The sequence below is a fragment of the Deinococcus marmoris genome (assembly GCF_001949125.1).
Lineage (GTDB): Bacteria > Deinococcota > Deinococci > Deinococcales > Deinococcaceae > Deinococcus > Deinococcus marmoris_A.
In genome coordinates this window covers 20,561-40,573 of record NZ_MSTI01000036.1, presented here as the reverse complement: position 1 = coordinate 40,573, position 20,013 = coordinate 20,561, and the positions used below count along the sequence as shown (strand labels likewise).

The following is a 20,013-nucleotide window of genomic DNA, read 5'->3' as shown; positions in this document are numbered from 1 at the left end:
CTCAATCCTCCGAATCCTGAATACTGAACTCGTCTTTCAACGCAGCCAGCGCGGCGTGGTAGCCCGCCATGCCATGAATGCCGCCGCCAGGGGGTGTGCTGCTGGAACACAGGTAGAAGCCCCTGACCAGGGTGCGGTAGGGGGTAGAGGTCAGCACCGGGCGGGCCAGCAGCCCCCACAGATCACCCTTGCCGCCGTTCACGTCGCCGCCGCCAAAAACCGGGCTGTACGCCTGCAACATGGGCGCGGTGGTGCGGTGGCGGGCCAGCACCAGATCGCGGAAGCCGGGGGCGTAGCGCTCGATCTGGTCTTCCATGCGGTCCTGAATATCTTCATCGCTGCCGTTGGGGACGTGCGAGTAGGCCCAGAAGGTGTGCTGCCCGGCGGGGGCGCGGCTGGAGTCGAACAGAGTGTGCTGCGCGGCCAGCACGTAGGGATGCTGTGAGACGTGGGTGGGGGTGGCGGCCTCCGAGCGGGCCACCTCGTCCAGCGTGCCGCCGATATGCACCGTTGCGCCACGGGCCACGCGCGGGTCTGCCCAGGGCACCGGGCCACTCAGCGCGTAATCCAGCTTCTGGATGCCGGGGCCGTAGCGGTAACGCTCCAGCGCGGCGCGGTAGGCGGTGGGGGCGCGGTCACCCAGTAAATTCAGCAACACGCCGGGGCTGCTGTCCACCAGCGTCACGCGGGCGGGGGGCAGATCGGCGGCGGAACTGACCTGGACGCCCGTAATGACCGATCCGCCCAGGAATTCCAGATACGCCCGCATGGCGTCGGGAATGGCCTGCGCCCCACCGCGCGGAAAGGGCCAGCCCACCGCGTGGGCCAGCAGCGCCAGCACCAGCGTCATGGCCGAGGTGCCGGGGGCCGAGAAGGGCAGCACGGTATGCGCGGCCAGACCTCCCCACAGCGCACGGGCCTCCGGGGTGCGGAACAGCAGTTTGCCCAGCGCCCCGGCAGGCGGCAGCCCGCGAATGCCAAACTGCGCCAGCGTGAAGAAATGCGACGGCACGCGCGGCAGCGGGCGCAGGATGTCGTGCAGCAGGCCCTCCCAGTCGTTCAGCAGGGGGCGCATCAGGGCGGTCCAGGCGGGGCCGTCTGCGCCCAGTGCATCGGCGGTGGCCTCCAGACTGCGCTCCAGCGTGACCAAGCCGCCTCCCAGCGGATGAGTGACCGGCGCGCCGGGCTGCACCCAGTCCAGGCCAAAGGCGTGCAGCGGCCACTTGCGAAAAGCGGGGCTGGCGGCAGCCAGCGGGTGAATGGCGCTGCCGTAATCGTGGACAAAGCCGGGCAGGGTCAGCGGCAGACTGCGCATTCCGCCGCCCACCGTGCCGTGGGCTTCCAGCACCTGCACCCGCAGTCCGGCGCGGGCCAGGGTCAGGGCCGCCGAGAGGCCATTGGGGCCAGCGCCGACGATCAGGGCGTCCAGGGTCATGAGTACATGCTAGTGCCTGCATTGCGGCGGGTCTGTCGTCCAAATCAGCCGGACGCCGTGTCCTCCCGTGGCTGTTTCTACTCTGGAGACATCACATGGCCCTGACATCCCACATGCCGGACAGGTATGCTTCGGGCGATTTAGAGCCGATTCCTGTAGCCCAAACCTCAATCCCCGGAGGATGTTCCCTTGCCTGTCCCGTCACGCCTGTCCACTGCCCTGCTGGAAAGTCGCCGCTCGCCCCTGATGGTCTTTTCCGGCCAGAGCAATCGCCCACTGGCGCTGGCCATCTGCGAACACCTGGGGGTGACGCTGGGCCACAGCATCACCGAGAAATTCACCAACGACAACCTGATCGTGCATTACGAGCAGTCGCTGCGCGAGGCGGACGTGTTCATCGTGCAGTCCTTCAGCAACCCGGTCAGCGACTCGATCATGGAACTGCTGCTGATGATCGACGCCGCCAAGAGTGCCAGCGCGGGCCGTGTGACCGCCGTGATCCCGTATTACAGCTACGCCCGCAGCGACAAGAAAGACAGCCCCCGCATTTCCATCGCGGGCCGTCTGGTGGCCGATCTGATCCAGGCGGCAGGGGCGGACCGGGTGCTGACCATGACCCTGCACAGCCCGCAGGTCCACGGCTTTTTCAAGGTGCCTGTCGATCACCTGTCAGCGGACCTCGTGCTGTCCGAACACTTCCAGGGCTGCGTCGCCAACGCCCACGAGGGCGTGGTCCTGGCCCCCGACGCGGGCAGCATCAAGCGGGCCAGCCGCATCTCGCGCCTGCTGAACTGCGGGCTGGCGATGATCGACAAGGAGCGCGTTTCCGATACCGAGGTGGTGCCGCGCGCCCTGATCGGCGAGGTGGACGGCAAGACTGTCTTCATCGTGGACGACGAGATCAGCACCGCCGGGAGTCTGGTGGAAACGGTCAACATCGCCCGCAGCATGGGGGCCAGGGACGTGTATGTGGCCGTCACCCACGGCGTCTACAGCGGCCCGGCCATCCAGCGCATCGCGGGTCTGGACGTGACCCAGGTGGCCAGTTGCAACACCGTGTACGTCTCCGAGGAAAAGATCGAGGCGGCAGGGGGCAAGCTGGCCGTGCTGGACGTGGCCCCGCTGTTTGCCAGCGCGATTGCCAACATCCACACCGGGGCGAGTGTCAGCACGCTGTTCAGCTAGAAAAGAACCCTTGAACCCCCCTCTCTTTCCCAGAGAGGGTTTTTTCATGTCTTCAGATCCCAGTGGCCTGAGTTCCCGTGTCCTGAACATTGGGCAGCGTGAAATGCACGGCGGTCCCGCCGCCCGGCGCGGCCTCGATCCAGATGCGCCCGCCATGCTTTTCCACGATGCGGCGGCACACGGCCAGCCCGATGCCGTTGCCCCCGGTGGGCGTGCGTCCGTGCAAGCGCTGGAACATCCCAAAAACCTTGTCGGCGTACTCCGGCGCAATGCCGATGCCGTTGTCGCGCAGGGTGAGGTGAATCAGATCGTCGTCTGGTTCCCCGCTCAATTCCACCCGCAACTGGCTCTCCGCGTGGAACTTCAGGGCGTTGCCCAGCAGGTTGCCCAGCAACTGGCGCATCTGGGGCGGGTTGGCCCACACGGGCGGGACTGCGGCCACCTGCACTTCGGCGTCCGGGGGCCAGCTCAGTTCGGCCTGCACCTCGCGGCACAGTGCGCCCAGATCGGTGGCCTCACGCGGGGCTTCCTCGCTGACGGTGGACAGGGCTAGTACGTCGCGGACCAGCCTGCGGGCGCGGCCCACCTGCTCGGTGATGTGGCCCAGGTAGACATCTGCGCGTTCGTCGAGCTGCTTGCCCCGGTAGCGCTGGCGCAGGATATCGGCGTAGGCCCCCAGCGTCCGCAGTGGCTCCTGCAAATCGTGGCTGGCCACATACACGAACTGCGAGAGTTCCTCGTTGCGGTCCATCAGCTCGCCGTTCAGGCGTTGCAGGGCCGCCTCGCTGGCCTCCAGCGCCTCGGTGCGCTCCTGCACCCGCCGTTCCAGCGAGGCGTTCAGCGCCGTGACCTCCAGCTCGGCCAGCTTGCGGCGGGTGATGTTCTCGTGGGCCACCAGCGCGTAGTGCGCGCCGTCCTGCGTGAAACGGGTCACGCGGGCCACGTAATAACGCTGCTCGGTGGGCGTGTGGCAGGGGTATTCCAGCTCAAACACCTGCTGCTCCCCGGCCATCACCGCGCGGATGCCCTGTGCGGTGGCGCGGGCGTCCTGACCGTCTTGGCCCTGCGCCCCGTCGCAGATGGACAGATAATTGAGACCCACATCGTTGCCCATCCCGCCATTGCTGCGCGCGAAGGCGGTCCAGGCGTGGTTGACGGCGACGATCACGCCGTCCGCACCGACGATGGCGATATGGGCCAGCAAAGCATCAAAAGCCGCCACGGCAAAACGTTCGGGCGGCGATTCCGGCAACATGGCCTTCAGGGTAACACCCGCGCCGGGGTCACCATTCTTCCATCTGATCTTAATTTTTTCTTTCTGGGACGCAGGATTGTCAACTGGATAACGATTGGACCCTCACCCGATTATTAATCTGTTTTGGTGAGTTCCCCACCCTTTCATCTGCTGCTGGTCGAGGACGAGCTGGCCGACGCCCTGCTCTTCCAGGACATGCTTTCCGAGCAGGATCAGGAAATCACGGTGCATCACGTCCAGAACGGCCAGGAAGCCCTCGACTACCTGTGCGAGCCGGCCCCCGGCCCCCGGCCCCATCTGATCGTGCTGGACCTGAACATGCCGATCATGAACGGTCACGAGTTTCTGGAGCGCGTCAAGTCCCTGCCCGAAGTGCGATCCATCCCGGTACTGGTGCTGTCCACCTCCGAGCATTCCAGCGACATCCACCGCGCCTACGAGGGGCAGGTCAGCGGGTACGTGGTCAAGCCGGGCAATTACCAGGAATACATGCATGTGCTGGAAACCATCCGGGCCTACTGGCGCGGGCTGGTGCGCCTGCCCAGCCTGGAAGAGGTGATGCAGGGCCGCATGGGTTTTTAGAAGCTGCGGAACCAGGAAAGACCAGCCTCTGCGCCAGATCGGGAGGCTTTTTTACTGTTTCGCACGGATTTCAGAGCTGTCGGCCTCTCCGTATTCCGACAGCACACACCAGTCTTACTTGCTCCGCAATGTCGCCATCGAACGCAGATACCAGTGCGCCACCGCCCGCATCACTTCCTTGTTGTCGCCGTCGCGGACGCTGACATCGATCACCAGACGCGCCTTGCCCTCTGTCTTGTAGGCTTCCAGGGCGGCGGGCAGTTCCGCAGCGCGGGCCTCGGCTCTGGCCGTCAGGCCGCCGCGTGCCCGGCCCACGTAATGGGTGTCCAGCCGCTCGATCAGGGGCACCGCGCTCGCAAAATGGGCGGCGAAGGCCCCACCGAACGCTGCTCCGCTGACAGCCTCGGCCAGCAGGAACTGCGCCCCGGCGTGGATGGTCCCCAGATGGTTCTGAAAGGCGGGCGTATCGGGGCATTCCCCGGTGGCCCAGCCCACGCCGACATCGGTGATGGTCACGCCCACGGTGGCGTTCATGGGAATGTTGTGCAGGGCAGCCTTGACCGCCTGGACAGCTTGCGGGGGCAGGGGGGCTTGCAGCGTGGGCTGTGGGATTGTGGGCTGGGGCATAGAAGACCTCTGAGGATTGGATTTTGAACCGGGTTCAAGTTCTGCGGTCAAGTATACGGGTCTTCCACATAGCGCCGCAGCACGCCCACAGGCGCGTATGTTCCGGCCCGCAGTTCCGCCTCGATCTGGCGGGCATGGTCCCAGGTCCGCGCGGCCAGGTCCGGCGTGACCAGCCCGGCCTCTACCGCCTCTTCCAGTTCGTCGGCGTCGATGATTTCGGTGGCGGCCACAGTCCAGCGCGCCGTTTCATCGGGATCGCCCACCACGTCCAGGTACAGGTCATCGTGCCACGGCAGGCCGTCCTCGTACACGCCCTCACCGCCGTGGATATCCACGTAGAACTGCACGGGCTGGCCCGCCGCGTTTATCTGGACGGTCAGGGCCGCGCCCATGACCCCCTCGCCCGCGCCAGTGGGATGACAGCGAATCCAGCGGTAGCCGTCGTCGAGGATCAGGTGGCGGAGGGTTGATCCTGATCTGGACACTTCCAGCGGGCGAATCACGGTCTGGGCCGTGAAATCCACGATCACGTAGCCCGGCACGGCCAGCGCCGTCTGGGTGGACTGCGTGACCCGCGCCCAGGGCCGGAGGTCAAAGGTTTTGCGCTTCACGCCCCCAAGAGTAGCGGTTTCGTTAGGATGACAGGCGTGTTTCGTTCTGTTCGCCGCCTGTGGCCCGCGTTGGTGTTGGTTGTGCTGTTGCTGGGGGCGTTGTGGGCCGTTCCCGCCATCCGCGAGGCCGGGGCCGAACGCCAGCGCCAGACTGCCGAGGCAGCGCGGCTGGCCGAGGCGCAGCGCCTGATGGCCTCCGATCCGGTGCGTTTCGAGGAATACGTGCGTCAGGTGGCCCTCGCCGCCGACGTGATCGGTGACGGCCAGCAGGACGCCAGCGGCCCCTGCCGGAGCGTCAGCGGCTTCGAGAGCGGCATTGGCGATCCGCCGCCCGAAACCGCGAGCTGTGTCATCCGCGATCCGGGAGAGGGGCCTGCCACCGTGAAACTGACCCTCAAGGACGGACGGGTATTCAGTTGGCCCAGGGAGTGAGTGCTGCCTGTTCAGGATAGAAAAAGGCGGCGGAGGTCAGGCCCCACCGCTTTGTTAAACCCGATTCTCAATTCATTCCGTTCGGGCCACCCTGGCTCTTGTTCTTCTCGTCGGCGCGTCGGCGCAGCTCGCTGGCCAGATCGGTGAAATCCTGGGCGTTGGGCAGCACCTTGCGGGACTGCTGCTTGGCCTCCTGGATCACCTTGACCTGTTCCTTGCGGCTGTCGGGCAGGCCCAGTTGCTTGCGCTCGAAGTAGCTCTGCGCCACCCGGCCCAGCGCAAAGGTCCAGCCGTACACGGCGGGCGCGGTGATAATGCCGCCGATGACCGGCAGCGCCAGTTTTGCCAGACCGCGCATCAACTGACGCGCCGCCATGCCGTAAGCGATGGTCACGCCCAGCTCGCGCACGATCTCCAGCGCCCGCTCAGGCGAAATATCGAAGCCGTAGATCTTGCCGATGTGCAGCACCATCTTGGCCTGCACCGGGGTAATCACAAGAATATCGGCAAAGGGAATCGGCTCGATGGCCACCGCGCCCGACAGCAGCGCCGCGCTCTTGATGACCTCATCGGCGTTCTCTTCGCGGCTCAGCCCCGGATCGATGTCGAAATTAAAGTTGTCGAGGACCTGCTTGACCAGCGGGGGCAACATAGGGCGAGTGTACTCCGGCAGGGGGGCCGCGCATGAGCCGAAAGGTGGGCAGGCGTTCACCTTCGCTGGGGTCTGCACATCGCCAGGGCCTGCATCATCGGGGCCTGCGCCAGCCTGACTGTCGGCACGTCAAGGCAAAAAGTTAGGACACGCCGGGGGGGGTGACGTGTCCAAGGGAGGGAAGGACGAGGGGTGTGTTGCACCTCTCAGGATCAATCCTAGTTCCGCACCCTCACATTTTCCTGACAGATGAATCTGAACACTGGCGGAGAGGCTTGCGAATCACGCCCTGTCTCTCCTGATCTCCCTTCTCTGGTCAGCGCCGCCAGCGGGGGCCGTCCTTGGTGTCCTCGACGGTCACTCCCACCTGCGCCAGCGTGTCGCGCAGCTCATCAGATTCGGCGTATTGCTTGTTCAGGCGGTAATTCTGCCTGGCTCTCAGCACCAGTTGCATCAGCGTGCCGACCACTTCCGAGTTGTCCTCCTGCGCCGCGCTGCCCCCGGCGAACAGGCCCAGCACGTCGCCGCCCAGCGTGTGGAAGGCGTCCCGCGCCCGCTCAAGCGTGGCCCGCCCAACCCTGCCCGCCGCCAGCGCGGAGTTCATGTCGCCGCTCAGGCCGAACAGCGCCGCCACCGCTTTAGGAGTGTTGAAATCGTCGCGCATAGCGGCTTCAAACGCCTGAACATGTGTCTCAATTTTGCGGTCCAGCGCGGCGTCTCCCCCGTCCGGTACGTCTCCCAGACGGCGCTCTATCTCGTGCAGGCTCTCGCTCAGGCGGCGGTAGCCGTTCTTCGCGGATTCAAAAGCAGCGTCGCTGAATTCGGTGATGGAGCGGTAGTGACTGGACACCAGCAGAAAGCGCACCACCATCGGGTCATGGCGCGACAGCACATCGGCAATGGTGGTGAAATTGCCCTTGCTCTTGCTCATCTTCTCGCCGCCGATGGTCAGCATGTTGTTGTGCATCCAGTAGCGGGCGAAGGCGTGGCCCGCCGCCTCGGCCTGCGCGATCTCGGCCTCGTGGTGGGGGAATTCCAGGTCCAGGCCGCCGCCGTGGATGTCAAAGCCCTCGCCCAGATACTTGAGGCTCATGGCGCTGCATTCAATGTGCCAGCCGGGAAAACCGATGCCCCACGGCGAGGGCCAGCGCATCAGGTGGCCGCCCTCGGCGTTCTTCCACAGCGCAAAGTCGCGGGCGTCGTGCTTGTCGCCGCGCACCGCCTCGCGCGTCCCCTCCTCCTGATCATCCAGCTTGCGGCCCGACAGCTTGCCGTAGTCGGGCCAGCTCCGCACGTCAAAGTAGACGCTGCCGCCCGATTCGTAGGCGTGGCCGCGTTCAATCAGCTCCTCAATCAGCGCAATCTGCTCGGTGATATGCCCGGTGGCGCGCGGGTTGATGCTGGGGCGCAGGATGTTCAGCGCGGCCATGTCGTCCATGAAGGACCAGAAATACTTGTCGGCCACCTCCATCGGCTCCAGGCGTTCCAGCGCGGCGCGTTTGGCGATTTTGTCCTCGCCGTCGTCGCTGTCGTCTTGCAGGTGGCCCACGTCGGTGATATTCGCCACGTAGCGCACCGCGTAACCGAAGTGCATGAAGGCGCGGCGGATCACGTCAAAGGCCACTTCCTTCCTGGCGTGGCCCAGGTGCGCGTCACTGTAGACAGTGGGACCGCACAGGTACATGCCCACATGCCCCGGCGTGGTGGGCGTAAACGGCACCTTCTGGCGCTGCATGGTGTCGTACAGGACGATGTTGGGGTCAGGTTGGGCGTGGGCAGTCATAGAGAACTCCTTGAGGGTGGGAAAGGCAATAAAAAGCCGCGCCTCAACAGCAAAGTCGGGGCGCGGACGGCAGACGGAACGCTGCTTTACCGCAATCGGAGGCAACACACGGTCTTCATGGGGGACATGGTAGCAGATGCGATGGGGAGGCGGAACGCTGTGTTTTTGGTCTGCCCCCACGGTTTAACCCCTCCGGCGCTCCGCGCCACCTCCCCTTAGAAGGGAGGCAAGGAGATTCCGCCGTGGCACAATCAATTGCGACTCTTGGCTCCCTTTTGAGGGGAGCTGGCCGCGTAGCGGACTGAGGGGTTTCTTCTACCCCAACTCCAGATAAATCGCCTTCAGATACTCGGCTTCGGCAAACGTCGCGTGGTGGTCCGGGGCGTGGCGGCCCGTTCCCAGTTCCTTCCATGTTCTGCCGCTGGCTTGGGCCGCGCCGCGCACAGCGTCCCAGAATTCGTCGGCGCTGACGTGGGCCGAACACGAGGCGCTGAGGAGAATGCCGCCGGGGGCCAGCCGGGCGATGCCGTCAGCGGCCAGTTTGCCGTAGGCACGAATGGCCCCGGTCCGCTCGGTTTCGCGGCGGGCCAGTGAGGGGGGGTCCAGAATGACCAGATCAAAAGTGCGGCGGGTTCTGGCAAGCCAGTCAAAGACATCCGCCTGAATGGTTTCATGCGGCGTGATCAGTCCCGGATTTAAGGCGAAGTTATGTTCGGCCCCGGCCAATGCGTGGGCGCTGATATCCAGACTGACGACTTCGGTTGCGCCGCCCCGTGCTGCGTACAGCGAGAAGCCGCCCGAAAAGGAGAAGGCGTTCAGCACCCGCCTGCCCTTCGCCAGCCCCTCTATCTGCTGCCGGTTCTCGCGCTGATCCAGGAAGAATCCGGTTTTCTGACCACGCAACACATCGGCTTCAAAGGCCAGACCGGATTCGTAGAAAACGACTGGATTTTCTGGTAAATCGCCCGTCAGGATCTGACCGTCAGACAGTCCCTCCTCTGCCGCGATGCTCTGAATATTGCGACTGAGGCGCAGAACCATTGCAGAGTCGGGGAAGCGGTCCGAGAGCAATCCCAGAATGCGGTCCAGATGCGGGAACCATGCCGCCGTATAGATCTTAAGGACCAACACCTGGGCGTAACGGTCCACCACCAGACCGCCAAAACCATCGGACTCGCCGTTGAGGACGCGGTAGCCGTCGGTGTCTGAGGCGTCGGCCAGCGCCCCACGCTTCTGCAAAGCCTGATCCAGATGGGCGGCCCACCACGCGTCGTCCAGCGTGACGGGTGGACCAGCGTGCAGCACGCGCAGGCGCAGGGGCGAAAACGGGTCATACAGACCAATCGCCAGAAAGCGGTCCCGGCGGTCATAGATCACCGCCAGTTCCCCGGCCTCGCCGTCACGGTTCTGCTCTTGCACGCTGGATTCGTAGACCCAGGGATGCCCGGCGCGCACGTAACCTTCTGCCGCCAGGGTCACGCGCAGACGCAGGCGGGGCAGAACGGGAGCGGGAGCAGACATTCGCGGAGGGTAGCAGATGGTGGGGCGGCGCGGAGAGCCAGTTCTGCGTTCTGGAGATGGCCCACAGCCTAACCCCTCCGGCCCTGCGGGCCACCTCCCCTCAAAAGGAAGGCAAGGAGATTGCTGCACTGGACGATAATTCAAGCCCCTTGGCTCCCCTTGAGGGGAGCTGGCTGCGCAGCAGACTGAGGGGTTAAGTTGGGACCCACCCTCCCAGCATCCTCCACACCGCACCCCAGCCCACCCACAGCCCGCCCCGCAGCCGCTACAGTCGGAACCGTGCAATTCCTGGCCCGTCTCGCGTCCCGACACCCCTGGGCGGTGCTGGCGGTGTGGATTATCGCCGCCGCACTGAGCCTGCCGCTGGCCGCCCGCGCCCCGGCAGCGTTGAATGCCGATCCGGCAGGGGGGCTGACCAACTCGGAGGCCAACACGGTTTCCGCGATGCTGCGCGAACGCTTTGGCGAGCGGGACACCAACACCGCCATTCTGGTCACGCGCAGCACTCCACCACTGAATACGCCAGAAGGGCAGAAGATTTACGGGGCGTTCGTGGATGGTCTGGAAAAGGTAGCGGGCGTGTCGCGCGTCGTTCCGGCCACCACGGGCGGCCCGGTCCCCACGCGGGCGGCGGACGGCGTGCTGGCCCTGACCGTGGCCCAGATTCCCTTGCAGGAGGGCGGCACCGAGGCGCTGTCGGCGGTGCGCCAGTACGTGCGCGGCGTCCAGAGTGAGGCGCTGAGCATCCGCGTGACGGGCGGGCAGGCGATTGCCGACGACTTCACCGAGTTCGCCGAGTCCGACACCAAGCGCTCCGAATTCACGGCGCTGCCCCTGATCGGCGGGCTGCTGCTGCTGGTGTTCGGGGCGCTGGTAGCCACCGGACTCCCGCTGGCGGTGGGCCTGCTGAGCATCTCCGTGGCGATGGCCGCCCTGTACGGCCTGACCTTCCTGATGCCCGTCAGCACCTTCGCCCAGAGCGTGATTACCATGCTGGGCCTGGGCGCGGGCATCGACTACGCCCTGCTGATGGTCAACCGCTTCCGCGAAGAATTGAAGCGTGAGCCGGACAGCCGAACAGCCGCCGCCCGCACCGTGATGACGGCGGGCCGCAGCGTGGCCTTCAGCGGCATGACCGTGAGCATCGCAATGGCGGGCCTGATCCTGCCCCCGGTGGCCTTTGTCCGCAGCATCGGCATCGGCGGCGTGCTGGCGGTAATTCTGACGGTGCTGGCGAGTCTGACCGCACTGCCCGCGTTGCTGGCGCTGCTGGGCGAACGGGTCAACAGCCCACGCCTGCTGAAAGTGACCTGGGCGCAGAGTGGCGCGGCGTCGGCGGCGTGGACCGCGTTTGCCCGCCGCGTGACGGCCCGCCCGGTGCTGGGTGTGCTGCTGACCACCGCCTTTCTGCTGACGCTGGCGATTCCGGCCCTGGGCCTGAAAACCGGCTACGCGGGCGCGTGGGGGCTGGTCCCCGGCGTCCCCAGCCGCGACGCCCTGACCGACGTGCGTGAGCTGGGTGCGGGCGGCCTCCTGAGCCAGTTTGAAGTGATTCTGGATTTGAAGGGGCAGAAATACACCCCAGCAGACCGGGACAGGTTCCAGAAAGTGGTGAACGATCTGCGTGCCCTTCCAGACGTGAAGGCCGTGATCAGCCCCTTTCTGACCTCTGCCGATCTGGCTGGGGCAGGGACGGGCGGTCTGGAGGCGCTGAGCTTGCTAACCCGGCGATCTTTCAGCGCAGACCGCGAACTGTTGCGCGTGACCGTGGTGCCGGACGACACCCTGCGCGCCCAGGATATCGCCGCCTTTGAAAAACGTGTGCGTCAGTCTCTGGACGCCAGCGGTTACGCCTACCTGCTGGGCGGCGCACCCGTGGGCGGCGAGGAATTCAGCCGCGCAATCATCGGCACGCTGCCGGGGGTGATCGCCGTGGTCTTTACCGGCACTTTCCTGCTGCTGATGGTGGCCTTCCGCAGCCTGCTGATTCCCCTGAAAAGCATCGTGATGAACGCCCTGACGGTGGGCGCGGCGGTAGGGGTGGTCACGCTGATCGTGCAGGACGGCTTTCTGGCCGCGCCGCTGGGCATTCCCGCCGACGTAGGGGTGCTGGACGCCTCCCTGCCCGTGCTGCTGTTTGCCGTGATGTTCGGCCTGAGCATGGACTACGAGATCTTTCTGCTCTCGCGCGTGCAGGAGGAATACCTGAACGGGGCCAGCAACGACGAGGCCGTGGTGCTGGCCGTAGGCCACACCGCGCGGATCATCACCAGCGCCGCCGTGATCATGTTCATCGTGTTCGTGGCCTTCATGTTCGGGCGCGTGGTGGCCACCAAGAGCATCGGCCTGGGCCTGGCGGTGGCGGTGGCCCTGGACGCCACCCTGGTGCGCCTGATCCTGGTTCCCGCCTTTCTCAAGCTGGCTGGAAAGTGGAACTGGTGGCTGCCGGAATGGCTGGACAAACGGCTCCCGCGCATCCGGCTGGAGCATTGAGCGGGGGGTAATCTTCTTCCAGAGCTGAAGAAGCTCAGGCCGTCAGAATCAGCGGCTTGCCCCCAGTGATCATGACCGTGTGTTCAAAATGCGCGGCCAGCCCGCCATCGGTGGTGCTGAGGGTCCAGCCGTCACGCAAAGTTTTGACCCGGTGGGAACGGCCCGTGGACACCATCGGTTCTATGGCAATGACTAGCCCCTCGTGCAGCTTCTTCCGGTCTGCCGGACGGTAATAGTTCGGCACGTTGGGTTCCTCGTGGATGGCGCGGCCCACCCCGTGCCCGAACAGTTCCCGCAGCACCGTGAAGCCCCGGCGTTTCACCTCGGTTTCCACGGCCCGCCCGATGGTGTTGACCGGATGGCCCGCCTTCGCGGCGGCCAGGGCCGCTTCAAGCGCAGCCTCGGTGCATTCAATCAATCGCATGGCGACAGGCGAAGCCGGGGGAACCGCCACAGTGACGGCAGCGTCTGCAATGTACCCATCCACAAACGGCGTGACATCAATACTGACCACGTCGCCTGCGGCCAGCGGACGCCGCGTCGGCAGGCCGTGAACGATGTCGTCGTTGACGCTGATAAAGACGTTGACTGGCGCGTCGTAGGTCATGCGCGGGGCAGAGCTGGCCCCGTACTGCCTAAAGACCTGTCCAGCCAGGGCATCAAGTTCAGCGGGGGTCACGCCTGGTTCAATGGCGGCTTTGAGCGTGCGGAGCGTCTCGGCCACCACGACTCCTGCACGTTTCATGCCTTCCAGTTCGGCCTCGGTGGTAATGGTCATGGTTTATTTTAGGCCATCAGGATTTGCTGCATATACCGCTTCAATCTGTTTGAATACCCCTATGTTCGATATCCGCCACGCCCGGCCCAGTGACCAGGGTTCGCTCTACCGCATCTGCCTGGAAACGGCGGACAGCGGCGCGGATGCCACCCACATCTACCGCGATCCGCTGCTGGTGGGCCACATCTACGCCGCACCGTATCTGGCTTACGCCCCCGCCTTCGCCTTCGTGCTGGAGGATGAAACGGGCGTCTGCGGCTACGTCATCGGCGCGCTGAACACGCGCGATTTTGAGGCGACGCTGGAGCGCGAGTGGTGGCCGGACCTGCGCGCCCAGTACGCCGACACAACCGACATTCCCGCCGCCCAGCGCACCCCGGACGAACGCCTCGCCCGCCTGATTCACCACCCGAACACCGCCCCGCAGAGCATCCTGGATGCCTATCCCTCGCACCTGCATATCGATCTGCTACCACGCGGACAGGGCGGCGGCAATGGGCGGCGCATGCTGGACCGGCTCTTTATGGCTCTAGGGGAAGCGGGTTCGCCCGGTGTGCATCTGGGCGTGGGCGGCAGCAACACGCGCGCCATCGGCTTTTACCGCCATCTGGGTTTTCAGCAACTGGCGCGGGAGGCCAGCGGTTCTCTGCTGCTGGGGCTGAAGCTGTAGCGTTCCACTTTTACCGCTGCTGGTCGCGCACCGCCGCCAGCGTTTCCTCGAACTCGTCCAGGAATTCGTCTTCCAGCAGGCGGTCCCGGATCAGGGCGTCCTGCTCGGTGGTGGCCTGCTCACGGGTCCAGCGCACGCGGGCCTGCCGCGCGCCACTAACGTTGCCCTTGCCAGCGATAAAACGCGCGGCGTGGCGCACCGCCTCGTGCGGATCGTCGGTGGGCGCGGTGACGCTCAGGTTTCGCAGGCCGCCGTGATCGTTGACCAGCGAGGACGTGACCTCCACCCGCATCCCCTTGCGCGCCAGGAACACCTGATCCACGCGCCACATGCTGGTGGCCCGGATCGGCTCGGCGGCGGCGGAACGGCCAGAAGCAGACCGGGCGGCGCGGCGGCGGGCCATGACGCTCAAAGCTCCGGGGCCACGGCCTGGGGATGCCGCCATTCGCGGGCCGCGTCCAGACCCAGCAATACGCGGCCCGCGCCCTCGGCCAGGGCCTCCACTTCCAGTTCGCCGGGAATGACCAGCACCGGGGCGATCCAGGCCACCCGGCGCTCGATGCGGTCCACCAGTTCGTCCCAGCGGGCAATGCCGCCCGTGATCACCAGCGCGTCCGGGCGGCCTGTCAGTGCGCCCGTCTGCTCGCCCAGCGCCTTGCACACCTGATGCACGAAGGCGGCGGCGGCGGCCTGCACGGCGGGATCGCTGACCATCCGGGCCTCCAGATCCTTGAGGTTGGAACTGCCCGCCAGCGACAGGAAGCCGCCTGCGCCGGACAGATGGCGCAGCGCTGCCGCCTCGCCCTCCTCGCGGACCAGTTTCAGCAGCATGCGGGCGGGCAGCGGGCCACTCTGCACCGCGCCCAGCGGGCCGCCGTCCGTGCCCGTCCCGGTGGTGTCCACCGCGCGGCCCTTCTCGAAGGCGGTGACGCTGGTGGTGGCCCCCAGATGCGCCACCACGATGCGGGCGTCCTGCAAGCGCTTGCCCACGTCGTAGGCGGCGCGGCGGGCCACCACGCGCACATTCAGGGCGTGAAACTGGGCGTGACGGCGCAGGCCCTTCACTCCGGTTTCACGCGCCTCGGGCAGCAGTTCGTCCACGCTCTGGGGGTCCACCACGAAGGCGGGCACGCCGTATTCCCCGGCCAGCGCCAGGGCCAGTGGGCCGCCCAGATTCGGCGGATAATGCGCGCCCTCGCCCTGCACGGCAAATTCGGCCATCTCCGGCGTGACGCGGTAGGTGCCCGCCGCCACTCGCCCGATCAATCCGCCGCGCCCGACGATGGCGTCCGGGGCGGGCCAGTCAGCCGTCAGCTTCTGAATCTCTGCCGACAGCATTGGCAGGTCCGCCGCCGTGGGCGGAGTGTCCAGCGTCAACTCGGCACGGGTCAGCGCCAACCGCAACTGCCCCGGCAGCGCCGAATTCAGACTCGGATCGATGCTGGCGCAGGCGAGTTTGATCCCGCTGGTTCCTGGATTGATCACGTAGACGATCACAACGCCGCAGAGTAGCAGAGGCCCGGCCCAGGGTGTCCCAATCATGAGCTAGAGGTGAGGCCCAGGCGGCGGCCCGGACCTCATCTTTGGTGTTCAATTCCGACAGCTTAGTGGCTCAGCAGCTTCAGTTGCTCGGTTCGATCAGCCCGTAATGCCCGTCCTTGCGGCGGTAGACCACGCCGGTCAGGCCAGAAGTCATATTGGCAAACACGTAGAAGTCGTGTCCCAGCGCTTCCATCTGCACCACGGCGTCCTCGGCGCTCATGGGGCGCAGATCGAAACGCTTCTGGCGCACGATCTCGGGTTTGAATTCGCCCACATCGTCCATCCCGGCGTTCACGTCCGCCTCGGCGGGACCGGGGGCGGGCGTCGGCGCAGCCTCGTGCCTGGCCTTCATGTAGCGGGTCTTGAATTTGCGGAGCTGACGCTCCAGCACGTCGCTGGCCTTGTCGATGGCGGCGTACATGTCGGCGTGGTGTTCCTCGGCGCGGATGATGCCGTGGGGAACGTTGAGCTGCACCTCCACACGGTTGCGGCGCGTGGAGTCCCGGACATCCCGTACTGTCAGCGTGACCCGCGCGTCGGTGATGGATTCGCTGTAGCGGTCCAGTCGCGTGAGCTTTTCCTCGACGTAGTCGCGCATGGCGTCCGTGACGTCGACGTTCCGGCCAGACAGTTTGTAGATATGCACAGCTTTCACCCATCCTTTGCCCGGAAGGGTGAAAAGTGGCCTTCCGGTCCTCCTCACTGTAGCCCGCTCCGCCCGGTGTTGTCCGGCGAAGTCTTCATAGCGCCTACACCCACGCTGGGGGTATGGTGGAGGGCGACAGTGGGCCGGGCCAGAAAGCTGCGATGGAAAGCTGAGCTGGAAAACAGCGGGCGGGGCAGGAAAAGGGAAATACCCCAGCACGGTTAAGATCTCACCCGCAGCAGGGCGGCTGAGCAGACCATTCTGGAGCCACCCGGCGCGGTATCATGCCCCCATGAAGGTGGATCGGCAGGAGCAGGACGAGGCCCGGCGTGACCGCATCGCCCGCGCCGCCTTCGAGCTGTTCGCCCGCAGCGGTCTGGAGGCCACCAGCGCCCAGGACATCGCCCGCGCGGCCTTCGTGAGCCGCACCAACCTGTACCGCTACTTTCCCAGCAAGATCCACATGCTGCTGGCCCACTTCGACAAGGCCGTGCAGGCCAGCCGCGACGACGCGCTGGAACGCCTGCACGCCGGGGCCAATCCGCAACAGGTCTGGGACAAGGTGATGGCCCGCATGGCCGATCTGGGGGTGCGTTACCGCCATCTGGTGGGCGCGGTGGGGCAGGCGGTGCTGGGCGCGGGGCCTGGGCCGGGCGACGAACAGCCGAAATCTCCGCTGTCCTTTCCGGCCCGGCTGGCCCCCGCCGACGGACTCAAGACGGCGCTGACGCTGGGCGCGCTGGTGGAACCCGTGCTGCTGGCCATGCAGGCCCAGGGCCGCCTGCGCCCGGACGTGAATATCGCTGGTCTCAGCGCCCTGCTGGTGGACGCCTGCCTGTTGGCCCTGCTGCACGGCGGCCACCGCGATCAGCGCGAGGTGCTGCGTGACTGGCAGGACCGTTTCAGCCTGCTGATGTACGGCGCACTGGTACCGGGCGCGGTGATCGAGGGCGGGCGGGACTGAGAACGCTTCTCAGGGCTACCGCAAAGTCAGCGTGAAGGGGCTGGGAGTGCGTCACGCTGGAAGGCAAACCCCTCAGTCTGCTTCGCAGCCAGCTCCCCTCAAGGGGAGCCAAGAGGTACAATTCATCGTGCCACGCAGCAATCTCCTTGCCTCCCTTCTGAGGGAAGGTGCCCCGTAGGGGCGGACTTGCAAAGCTGCGGAGCAGAGGGGTTAAATCGTGGGAGCTACCGTAAAACCTGACTTTGCGCTAGCCCTGGGACGCTCCTGACTGGAACAGCGCACCGACTGCCTGTAGCTCTACTCTACGTCCGCGAGAACCACACCAGAATGAACACCCAGCACACCACGCTCAGGCCCACGCTGAGCAGCAGATAGGTTCTGAGCCAAGGGCGGGTTTCCACGAACTGCGGACTGACGACGGCGGCCAGCAGCAGAAAAAGGGCGGGCGTGACCAGCAGGGCGGGCAGGGTGATCAGGCTGGGATAGATGAACCCGGCCCACAGCAGCGTGAAGATCAGCAGCGCCCCCGCCAGCGACAGCAGGCGCAGTTGCAGGGCCAGCTCGAAGGAAAGGCGGGCGGGTTTGCGGGACATGACCGCAGTTTAATCGCCCGGCACGGCCCGCACCCGGTCAAGTCCGGTCAAGTCAAGCCCCGCCCTGCCCCTTCCCGTCCGGCAGAGCGCGCTATGCTCCCTCCTGTTTATGTACTTGGTGATTGAAGGTCCCATCGGGGTGGGAAAAACGAGTCTGTCCCGGCGGCTCTCGGCACGCTACGGCGCGGAACTGAATCTGGAGGTGGTGGAGGAAAATCCCTTCCTGGCCCGCTTTTACGAGCAGCCGGACGCCTACGCTTTTCAGGTGCAGGTCTTCTTCTTGCTGTCGCGCTTCAAGCAGCTCTCGGCGCTGGCCCAGCCGGGGCTGTTCAGCGGCAACGTGGTCAGCGATTACCTGTTCGCCAAGGATTTCATCTTCGCCGCCATGAACCTTAAGGACGCCGAATTCGCGCTGTACGAGGACCTGTACTCGCACCTGTCGCCCAGATTGCCCACCCCCGATCTGGTGGTCTACCTGCGCGCCGATACGGATGAATTGCTGCGCCGCATTGCCCGCCGGGGCCGCCCCTTCGAGCAGGACATGCAGGCGGGCTATCTGGCCGAGCTGACCGCCCGCTACGACGAGTATTTCCGCACCTATGACCACCCGCTGCTGACTGTGCAGGCCGGGGACATCGACTTCGTGGGCAACGCTGAACACGAGGAACTGATCCTGGCCCGCGTCCACGAGGCGCTGACGGCTGGGCAGGCGGCGGACTGATGCGCCGGACCCTGATATTTCTGGCACAGGGGAAGCGCTGATGTATCTCGCCGTTTCCGGCAACATCGGCAGCGGGAAAAGCACGCTGACGCGCATGCTTTCCGAGCGGTATGGGTTGCGGCCCGTCTACGAACCCTACGCCGACAACCCGTATCTGGAAGATTTCTACCGCGATATGCGGCGTTACTCGTTCCACTCGCAGATCTACTTTCTGTCGCGGCGGCTGGAGCAGCACCTGAATCTGGTCACGGGGGCGCGCTACGTCATTCAGGACCGCACCGTGTTCGAGGACGCCAACATCTTTGCCCGCAACCTGTTCGAGAGCGGCCAGATGGAGGCGCGCGACTGGGCCACCTACTGCGGGCTGTACGAGGGGATTTTGCCCGCCCTGCGCGTGCCGGACCTGCTGATTCACATCGACGCGGGCCTGCCCACCCTGCGCCGCCGGATTGCCCTGCGCGGACGCAGTTACGAACAGGACATTCCCGACGCCTATCTGGCGGGTCTGAACCGACTGTACGACGCCTGGATCGCGGAGTTCGACGCCTGCCCGGTGCTGCGAGTGCCGGGGGATGAGCTGGACTTCGTGGCCGATCCGGGTGCCTTTGGGCACGTCTGCGATCGCATTCAGGCGCACGGCTTCGGCCTGCCGCTGCTGCGCTGAAGCCGTGCGGGTTCTGAATGTCCCCGTCCCGGACGAATTGCAGACCCTCTGGAGAGGCTGGCTTGCACCCGCGCGTCAGCCCTTCTTTTTGACTGCGGCGGAGGCTGAAGCATTCGACCTCCCCACCATCCCACGCGCGGAGGCGAAACTGACCCCCGAGAAGCGCGACACCAACGCCGTCTGGGGCATTGCGGCAGAAGCGGACCGGGTGGCGTGGCTGACACTGGAGGAATGGTACAACCTCGGGCCGAGGCTCCAGCGCGGGTTGCTGACGCTTCAGGTCCGGCACAACCGGGGCAATCTCCCACGCCGCCGCGATTTTGCCGATCTGCTGCCCGACTTACCACAGGCCCGATTTCTCTGGACGCCTGAACTCCTGACTGACGCCGTGCTGGAACGTGTCGTCAGCGCTGGCAATCCGCCCTGTCAGAAGGCACAGGTGTCGGAGAGTGTCTGGGAGGCCGCCTCTACCCGCCTGCCCCGTGTGCGTGAACTGGCCGGAACTTTCGCCTCCCACAGCGGCGCAAATTGCTTCGGCGCGGTGATGGGCGCGGCGGGCGTGGCTGGCGCTGAAAGCGAATGGATGCAGCGCGAGCCGTTCGAGGCGTTTTTACAGGAACGCACCCGTCCCGGCGGCAAAGACGATCAACCCGGAACGCTTCTGCTGTGGCGCAGTTCGGACGGTCTGGTGCAGCACGCCGCCGTCACGCTGGGCGGCGGCTGGGCCTTTCAGAAGGCGTCACAGGTCTGGTACTCGCCGCGCGTGGTGCTGTCAGTGGACGATTTGAAACGCGCGGCCCGTCAGCGGGGCAATCGGCTGAGCCGCCACCATCTGATTTCCGCCCTCTGATTCAGAGTG

21 protein-coding genes are annotated in these 20,013 nt (G+C 65.7%); 9 read left to right on the top strand and 12 right to left on the bottom strand.

Features of this window, described 5'->3' with window-relative positions:
• Nucleotide 1: 1 nt before the first annotated feature.
• Nucleotides 2-1,435 (bottom strand): phytoene desaturase family protein, encoded by a 1,434-nt coding sequence (locus BOO71_RS05355; protein WP_075830929.1) that lies wholly within the window; start codon nucleotides 1,433-1,435, stop codon nucleotides 2-4.
• Nucleotides 1,436-1,681: 246 nt separating this feature from the next.
• Between BOO71_RS05355 and BOO71_RS05350 the strand changes: the two genes are divergently transcribed.
• Nucleotides 1,682-2,620 carry a ribose-phosphate diphosphokinase gene (locus BOO71_RS05350; RefSeq protein WP_075830928.1) on the top strand — a complete coding sequence of 313 codons (939 nt, stop codon included), beginning with the start codon at nucleotides 1,682-1,684 and terminating at the stop codon, nucleotides 2,618-2,620.
• Nucleotides 2,621-2,672: 52 nt separating this feature from the next.
• On the opposite strand, the gene BOO71_RS05345 is transcribed toward BOO71_RS05350, so the two are convergent.
• Nucleotides 2,673-3,875, bottom strand: a complete 1,203-nt coding sequence (locus tag BOO71_RS05345) for a PAS domain-containing sensor histidine kinase (protein ID WP_075830927.1) — start codon at nucleotides 3,873-3,875, stop codon at nucleotides 2,673-2,675.
• Nucleotides 3,876-4,001: 126 nt separating this feature from the next.
• On the opposite strand from BOO71_RS05345, the gene BOO71_RS05340 reads away from it, so the two are divergent.
• On the top strand, nucleotides 4,002-4,457 hold the full coding sequence (locus tag BOO71_RS05340) for a response regulator (RefSeq protein WP_075830967.1): 456 nt from the start codon (nucleotides 4,002-4,004) through the stop codon (nucleotides 4,455-4,457).
• A 114-nt stretch (nucleotides 4,458-4,571) separates the two neighbouring features.
• Here the strand turns inward: BOO71_RS05340 and BOO71_RS05335 are convergent, their stop codons facing one another.
• On the bottom strand, nucleotides 4,572-5,084 hold the full coding sequence (locus BOO71_RS05335; RefSeq protein ID WP_075830926.1) for a PaaI family thioesterase: 513 nt from the start codon (nucleotides 5,082-5,084) through the stop codon (nucleotides 4,572-4,574).
• Nucleotides 5,085-5,131: 47 nt separating this feature from the next.
• Nucleotides 5,132-5,695, bottom strand: a complete 564-nt coding sequence (locus BOO71_RS05330) for a DUF402 domain-containing protein (RefSeq protein WP_075830925.1) — start codon at nucleotides 5,693-5,695, stop codon at nucleotides 5,132-5,134.
• A gap of 36 nt (nucleotides 5,696-5,731) precedes the next feature.
• On the opposite strand from BOO71_RS05330, the gene BOO71_RS05325 reads away from it, so the two are divergent.
• Nucleotides 5,732-6,127: a hypothetical protein gene (locus tag BOO71_RS05325; protein WP_075830924.1), complete on the top strand. Its 396-nt coding sequence runs from the start codon at nucleotides 5,732-5,734 to the stop codon at nucleotides 6,125-6,127.
• A gap of 67 nt (nucleotides 6,128-6,194) precedes the next feature.
• On the opposite strand, the gene BOO71_RS05320 is transcribed toward BOO71_RS05325, so the two are convergent.
• The 3 genes from BOO71_RS05320 to BOO71_RS05310 all read right to left on the bottom strand — a co-directional run bounded on the left by BOO71_RS05320 (nucleotide 6,195) and on the right by BOO71_RS05310 (nucleotide 10,083).
• A complete protein-coding gene (locus BOO71_RS05320; protein WP_075830923.1) occupies nucleotides 6,195-6,779 on the bottom strand; it encodes a YcjF family protein in 585 nt (194 codons plus the stop codon).
• Nucleotides 6,780-7,095: 316 nt separating this feature from the next.
• A complete protein-coding gene (gene cysS / locus BOO71_RS05315; protein ID WP_075830922.1) occupies nucleotides 7,096-8,562 on the bottom strand; it encodes a cysteine--tRNA ligase in 1,467 nt (488 codons plus the stop codon).
• Nucleotides 8,563-8,877: 315 nt separating this feature from the next.
• Nucleotides 8,878-10,083 carry a 23S rRNA (cytosine(2499)-C(5))-methyltransferase gene (locus tag BOO71_RS05310; RefSeq protein WP_075830921.1) on the bottom strand — a complete coding sequence of 402 codons (1,206 nt, stop codon included), beginning with the start codon at nucleotides 10,081-10,083 and terminating at the stop codon, nucleotides 8,878-8,880.
• A gap of 279 nt (nucleotides 10,084-10,362) precedes the next feature.
• Between BOO71_RS05310 and BOO71_RS05305 the strand changes: the two genes are divergently transcribed.
• Nucleotides 10,363-12,576: an MMPL family transporter gene (locus BOO71_RS05305; RefSeq protein WP_075830920.1), complete on the top strand. Its 2,214-nt coding sequence runs from the start codon at nucleotides 10,363-10,365 to the stop codon at nucleotides 12,574-12,576.
• A gap of 34 nt (nucleotides 12,577-12,610) precedes the next feature.
• Here the strand turns inward: BOO71_RS05305 and map are convergent, their stop codons facing one another.
• Entirely contained in the window at nucleotides 12,611-13,354 is a 744-nt protein-coding gene (gene map, locus BOO71_RS05300) for a type I methionyl aminopeptidase (protein ID WP_075830919.1), read from the bottom strand.
• Nucleotides 13,355-13,415: 61 nt separating this feature from the next.
• Here map and BOO71_RS05295 point away from each other — a divergent pair, with 61 nt between their 5' ends.
• Complete coding sequence (locus BOO71_RS05295; protein WP_075830918.1) at nucleotides 13,416-14,024, top strand: GNAT family N-acetyltransferase; 609 nt, start codon at nucleotides 13,416-13,418, stop codon at nucleotides 14,022-14,024.
• A gap of 10 nt (nucleotides 14,025-14,034) precedes the next feature.
• Here BOO71_RS05295 and BOO71_RS05290 read toward each other — a convergent pair whose 3' ends face one another.
• The 3 genes from BOO71_RS05290 to hpf form a co-directional block, all read right to left on the bottom strand.
• Complete coding sequence (locus tag BOO71_RS05290; RefSeq protein ID WP_075830917.1) at nucleotides 14,035-14,427, bottom strand: hypothetical protein; 393 nt, start codon at nucleotides 14,425-14,427, stop codon at nucleotides 14,035-14,037.
• Nucleotides 14,428-14,432: 5 nt separating this feature from the next.
• Nucleotides 14,433-15,521, bottom strand: coding sequence for a butyrate kinase (locus BOO71_RS05285; RefSeq protein ID WP_075830966.1), 1,089 nt, complete (start codon nucleotides 15,519-15,521; stop codon nucleotides 14,433-14,435).
• Nucleotides 15,522-15,645: 124 nt separating this feature from the next.
• Nucleotides 15,646-16,212, bottom strand: a complete 567-nt coding sequence (hpf, locus tag BOO71_RS05280) for a ribosome hibernation-promoting factor, HPF/YfiA family (protein WP_075830916.1) — start codon at nucleotides 16,210-16,212, stop codon at nucleotides 15,646-15,648.
• Nucleotides 16,213-16,504: 292 nt separating this feature from the next.
• Here hpf and BOO71_RS05275 point away from each other — a divergent pair, with 292 nt between their 5' ends.
• Nucleotides 16,505-17,176, top strand: a complete 672-nt coding sequence (locus tag BOO71_RS05275) for a TetR/AcrR family transcriptional regulator (RefSeq protein WP_075830915.1) — start codon at nucleotides 16,505-16,507, stop codon at nucleotides 17,174-17,176.
• A gap of 302 nt (nucleotides 17,177-17,478) precedes the next feature.
• Here the strand turns inward: BOO71_RS05275 and BOO71_RS05270 are convergent, their stop codons facing one another.
• On the bottom strand, nucleotides 17,479-17,769 hold the full coding sequence (locus BOO71_RS05270) for a hypothetical protein (protein ID WP_075830914.1): 291 nt from the start codon (nucleotides 17,767-17,769) through the stop codon (nucleotides 17,479-17,481).
• 109 nt (nucleotides 17,770-17,878) lie between these two features.
• On the opposite strand from BOO71_RS05270, the gene BOO71_RS05265 reads away from it, so the two are divergent.
• Genes BOO71_RS05265 through BOO71_RS05255 form a run of 3 tightly spaced genes read left to right on the top strand, consistent with a single transcriptional unit; the run spans nucleotide 17,879 to nucleotide 20,004 of the window.
• Nucleotides 17,879-18,490 (top strand): deoxynucleoside kinase, encoded by a 612-nt coding sequence (locus BOO71_RS05265; RefSeq protein ID WP_075830913.1) that lies wholly within the window; start codon nucleotides 17,879-17,881, stop codon nucleotides 18,488-18,490.
• 40 nt (nucleotides 18,491-18,530) lie between these two features.
• The gene (locus BOO71_RS05260; protein ID WP_075830912.1) at nucleotides 18,531-19,154 is read left to right on the top strand and encodes a deoxynucleoside kinase; all 624 of its coding nucleotides are present in this window, start codon (nucleotides 18,531-18,533) and stop codon (nucleotides 19,152-19,154) included.
• Between the two features lie 4 nt (nucleotides 19,155-19,158).
• Complete coding sequence (locus BOO71_RS05255; protein WP_075830911.1) at nucleotides 19,159-20,004, top strand: hypothetical protein; 846 nt, start codon at nucleotides 19,159-19,161, stop codon at nucleotides 20,002-20,004.
• Nucleotides 20,005-20,013 lie beyond the last annotated feature (9 nt).

Coding starts and splice junctions, on each gene's coding strand:
- BOO71_RS05355 (WP_075830929.1), bottom strand. CDS start 1,435: ATGACCCTGGACGCCCTGATCGTCGGCGCTGGCCCCAATGGCCTCTCG.
- BOO71_RS05350 (WP_075830928.1), top strand. CDS start 1,682: ATGGTCTTTTCCGGCCAGAGCAATCGCCCACTGGCGCTGGCCATCTGC.
- BOO71_RS05345 (WP_075830927.1), bottom strand. CDS start 3,875: ATGTTGCCGGAATCGCCGCCCGAACGTTTTGCCGTGGCGGCTTTTGAT.
- BOO71_RS05335 (WP_075830926.1), bottom strand. CDS start 5,084: ATGCCCCAGCCCACAATCCCACAGCCCACGCTGCAAGCCCCCCTGCCC.
- BOO71_RS05320 (WP_075830923.1), bottom strand. CDS start 6,779: ATGTTGCCCCCGCTGGTCAAGCAGGTCCTCGACAACTTTAATTTCGAC.
- cysS (WP_075830922.1), bottom strand. CDS start 8,562: ATGACTGCCCACGCCCAACCTGACCCCAACATCGTCCTGTACGACACC.
- BOO71_RS05310 (WP_075830921.1), bottom strand. CDS start 10,083: ATGTCTGCTCCCGCTCCCGTTCTGCCCCGCCTGCGTCTGCGCGTGACC.
- map (WP_075830919.1), bottom strand. CDS start 13,354: ATGACCATTACCACCGAGGCCGAACTGGAAGGCATGAAACGTGCAGGA.
- BOO71_RS05295 (WP_075830918.1), top strand. CDS start 13,416: ATGTTCGATATCCGCCACGCCCGGCCCAGTGACCAGGGTTCGCTCTAC.
- BOO71_RS05290 (WP_075830917.1), bottom strand. CDS start 14,427: ATGGCCCGCCGCCGCGCCGCCCGGTCTGCTTCTGGCCGTTCCGCCGCC.
- BOO71_RS05275 (WP_075830915.1), top strand. CDS start 16,505: ATGAAGGTGGATCGGCAGGAGCAGGACGAGGCCCGGCGTGACCGCATC.
- BOO71_RS05270 (WP_075830914.1), bottom strand. CDS start 17,769: ATGTCCCGCAAACCCGCCCGCCTTTCCTTCGAGCTGGCCCTGCAACTG.
- BOO71_RS05265 (WP_075830913.1), top strand. CDS start 17,879: ATGTACTTGGTGATTGAAGGTCCCATCGGGGTGGGAAAAACGAGTCTG.
- BOO71_RS05260 (WP_075830912.1), top strand. CDS start 18,531: ATGTATCTCGCCGTTTCCGGCAACATCGGCAGCGGGAAAAGCACGCTG.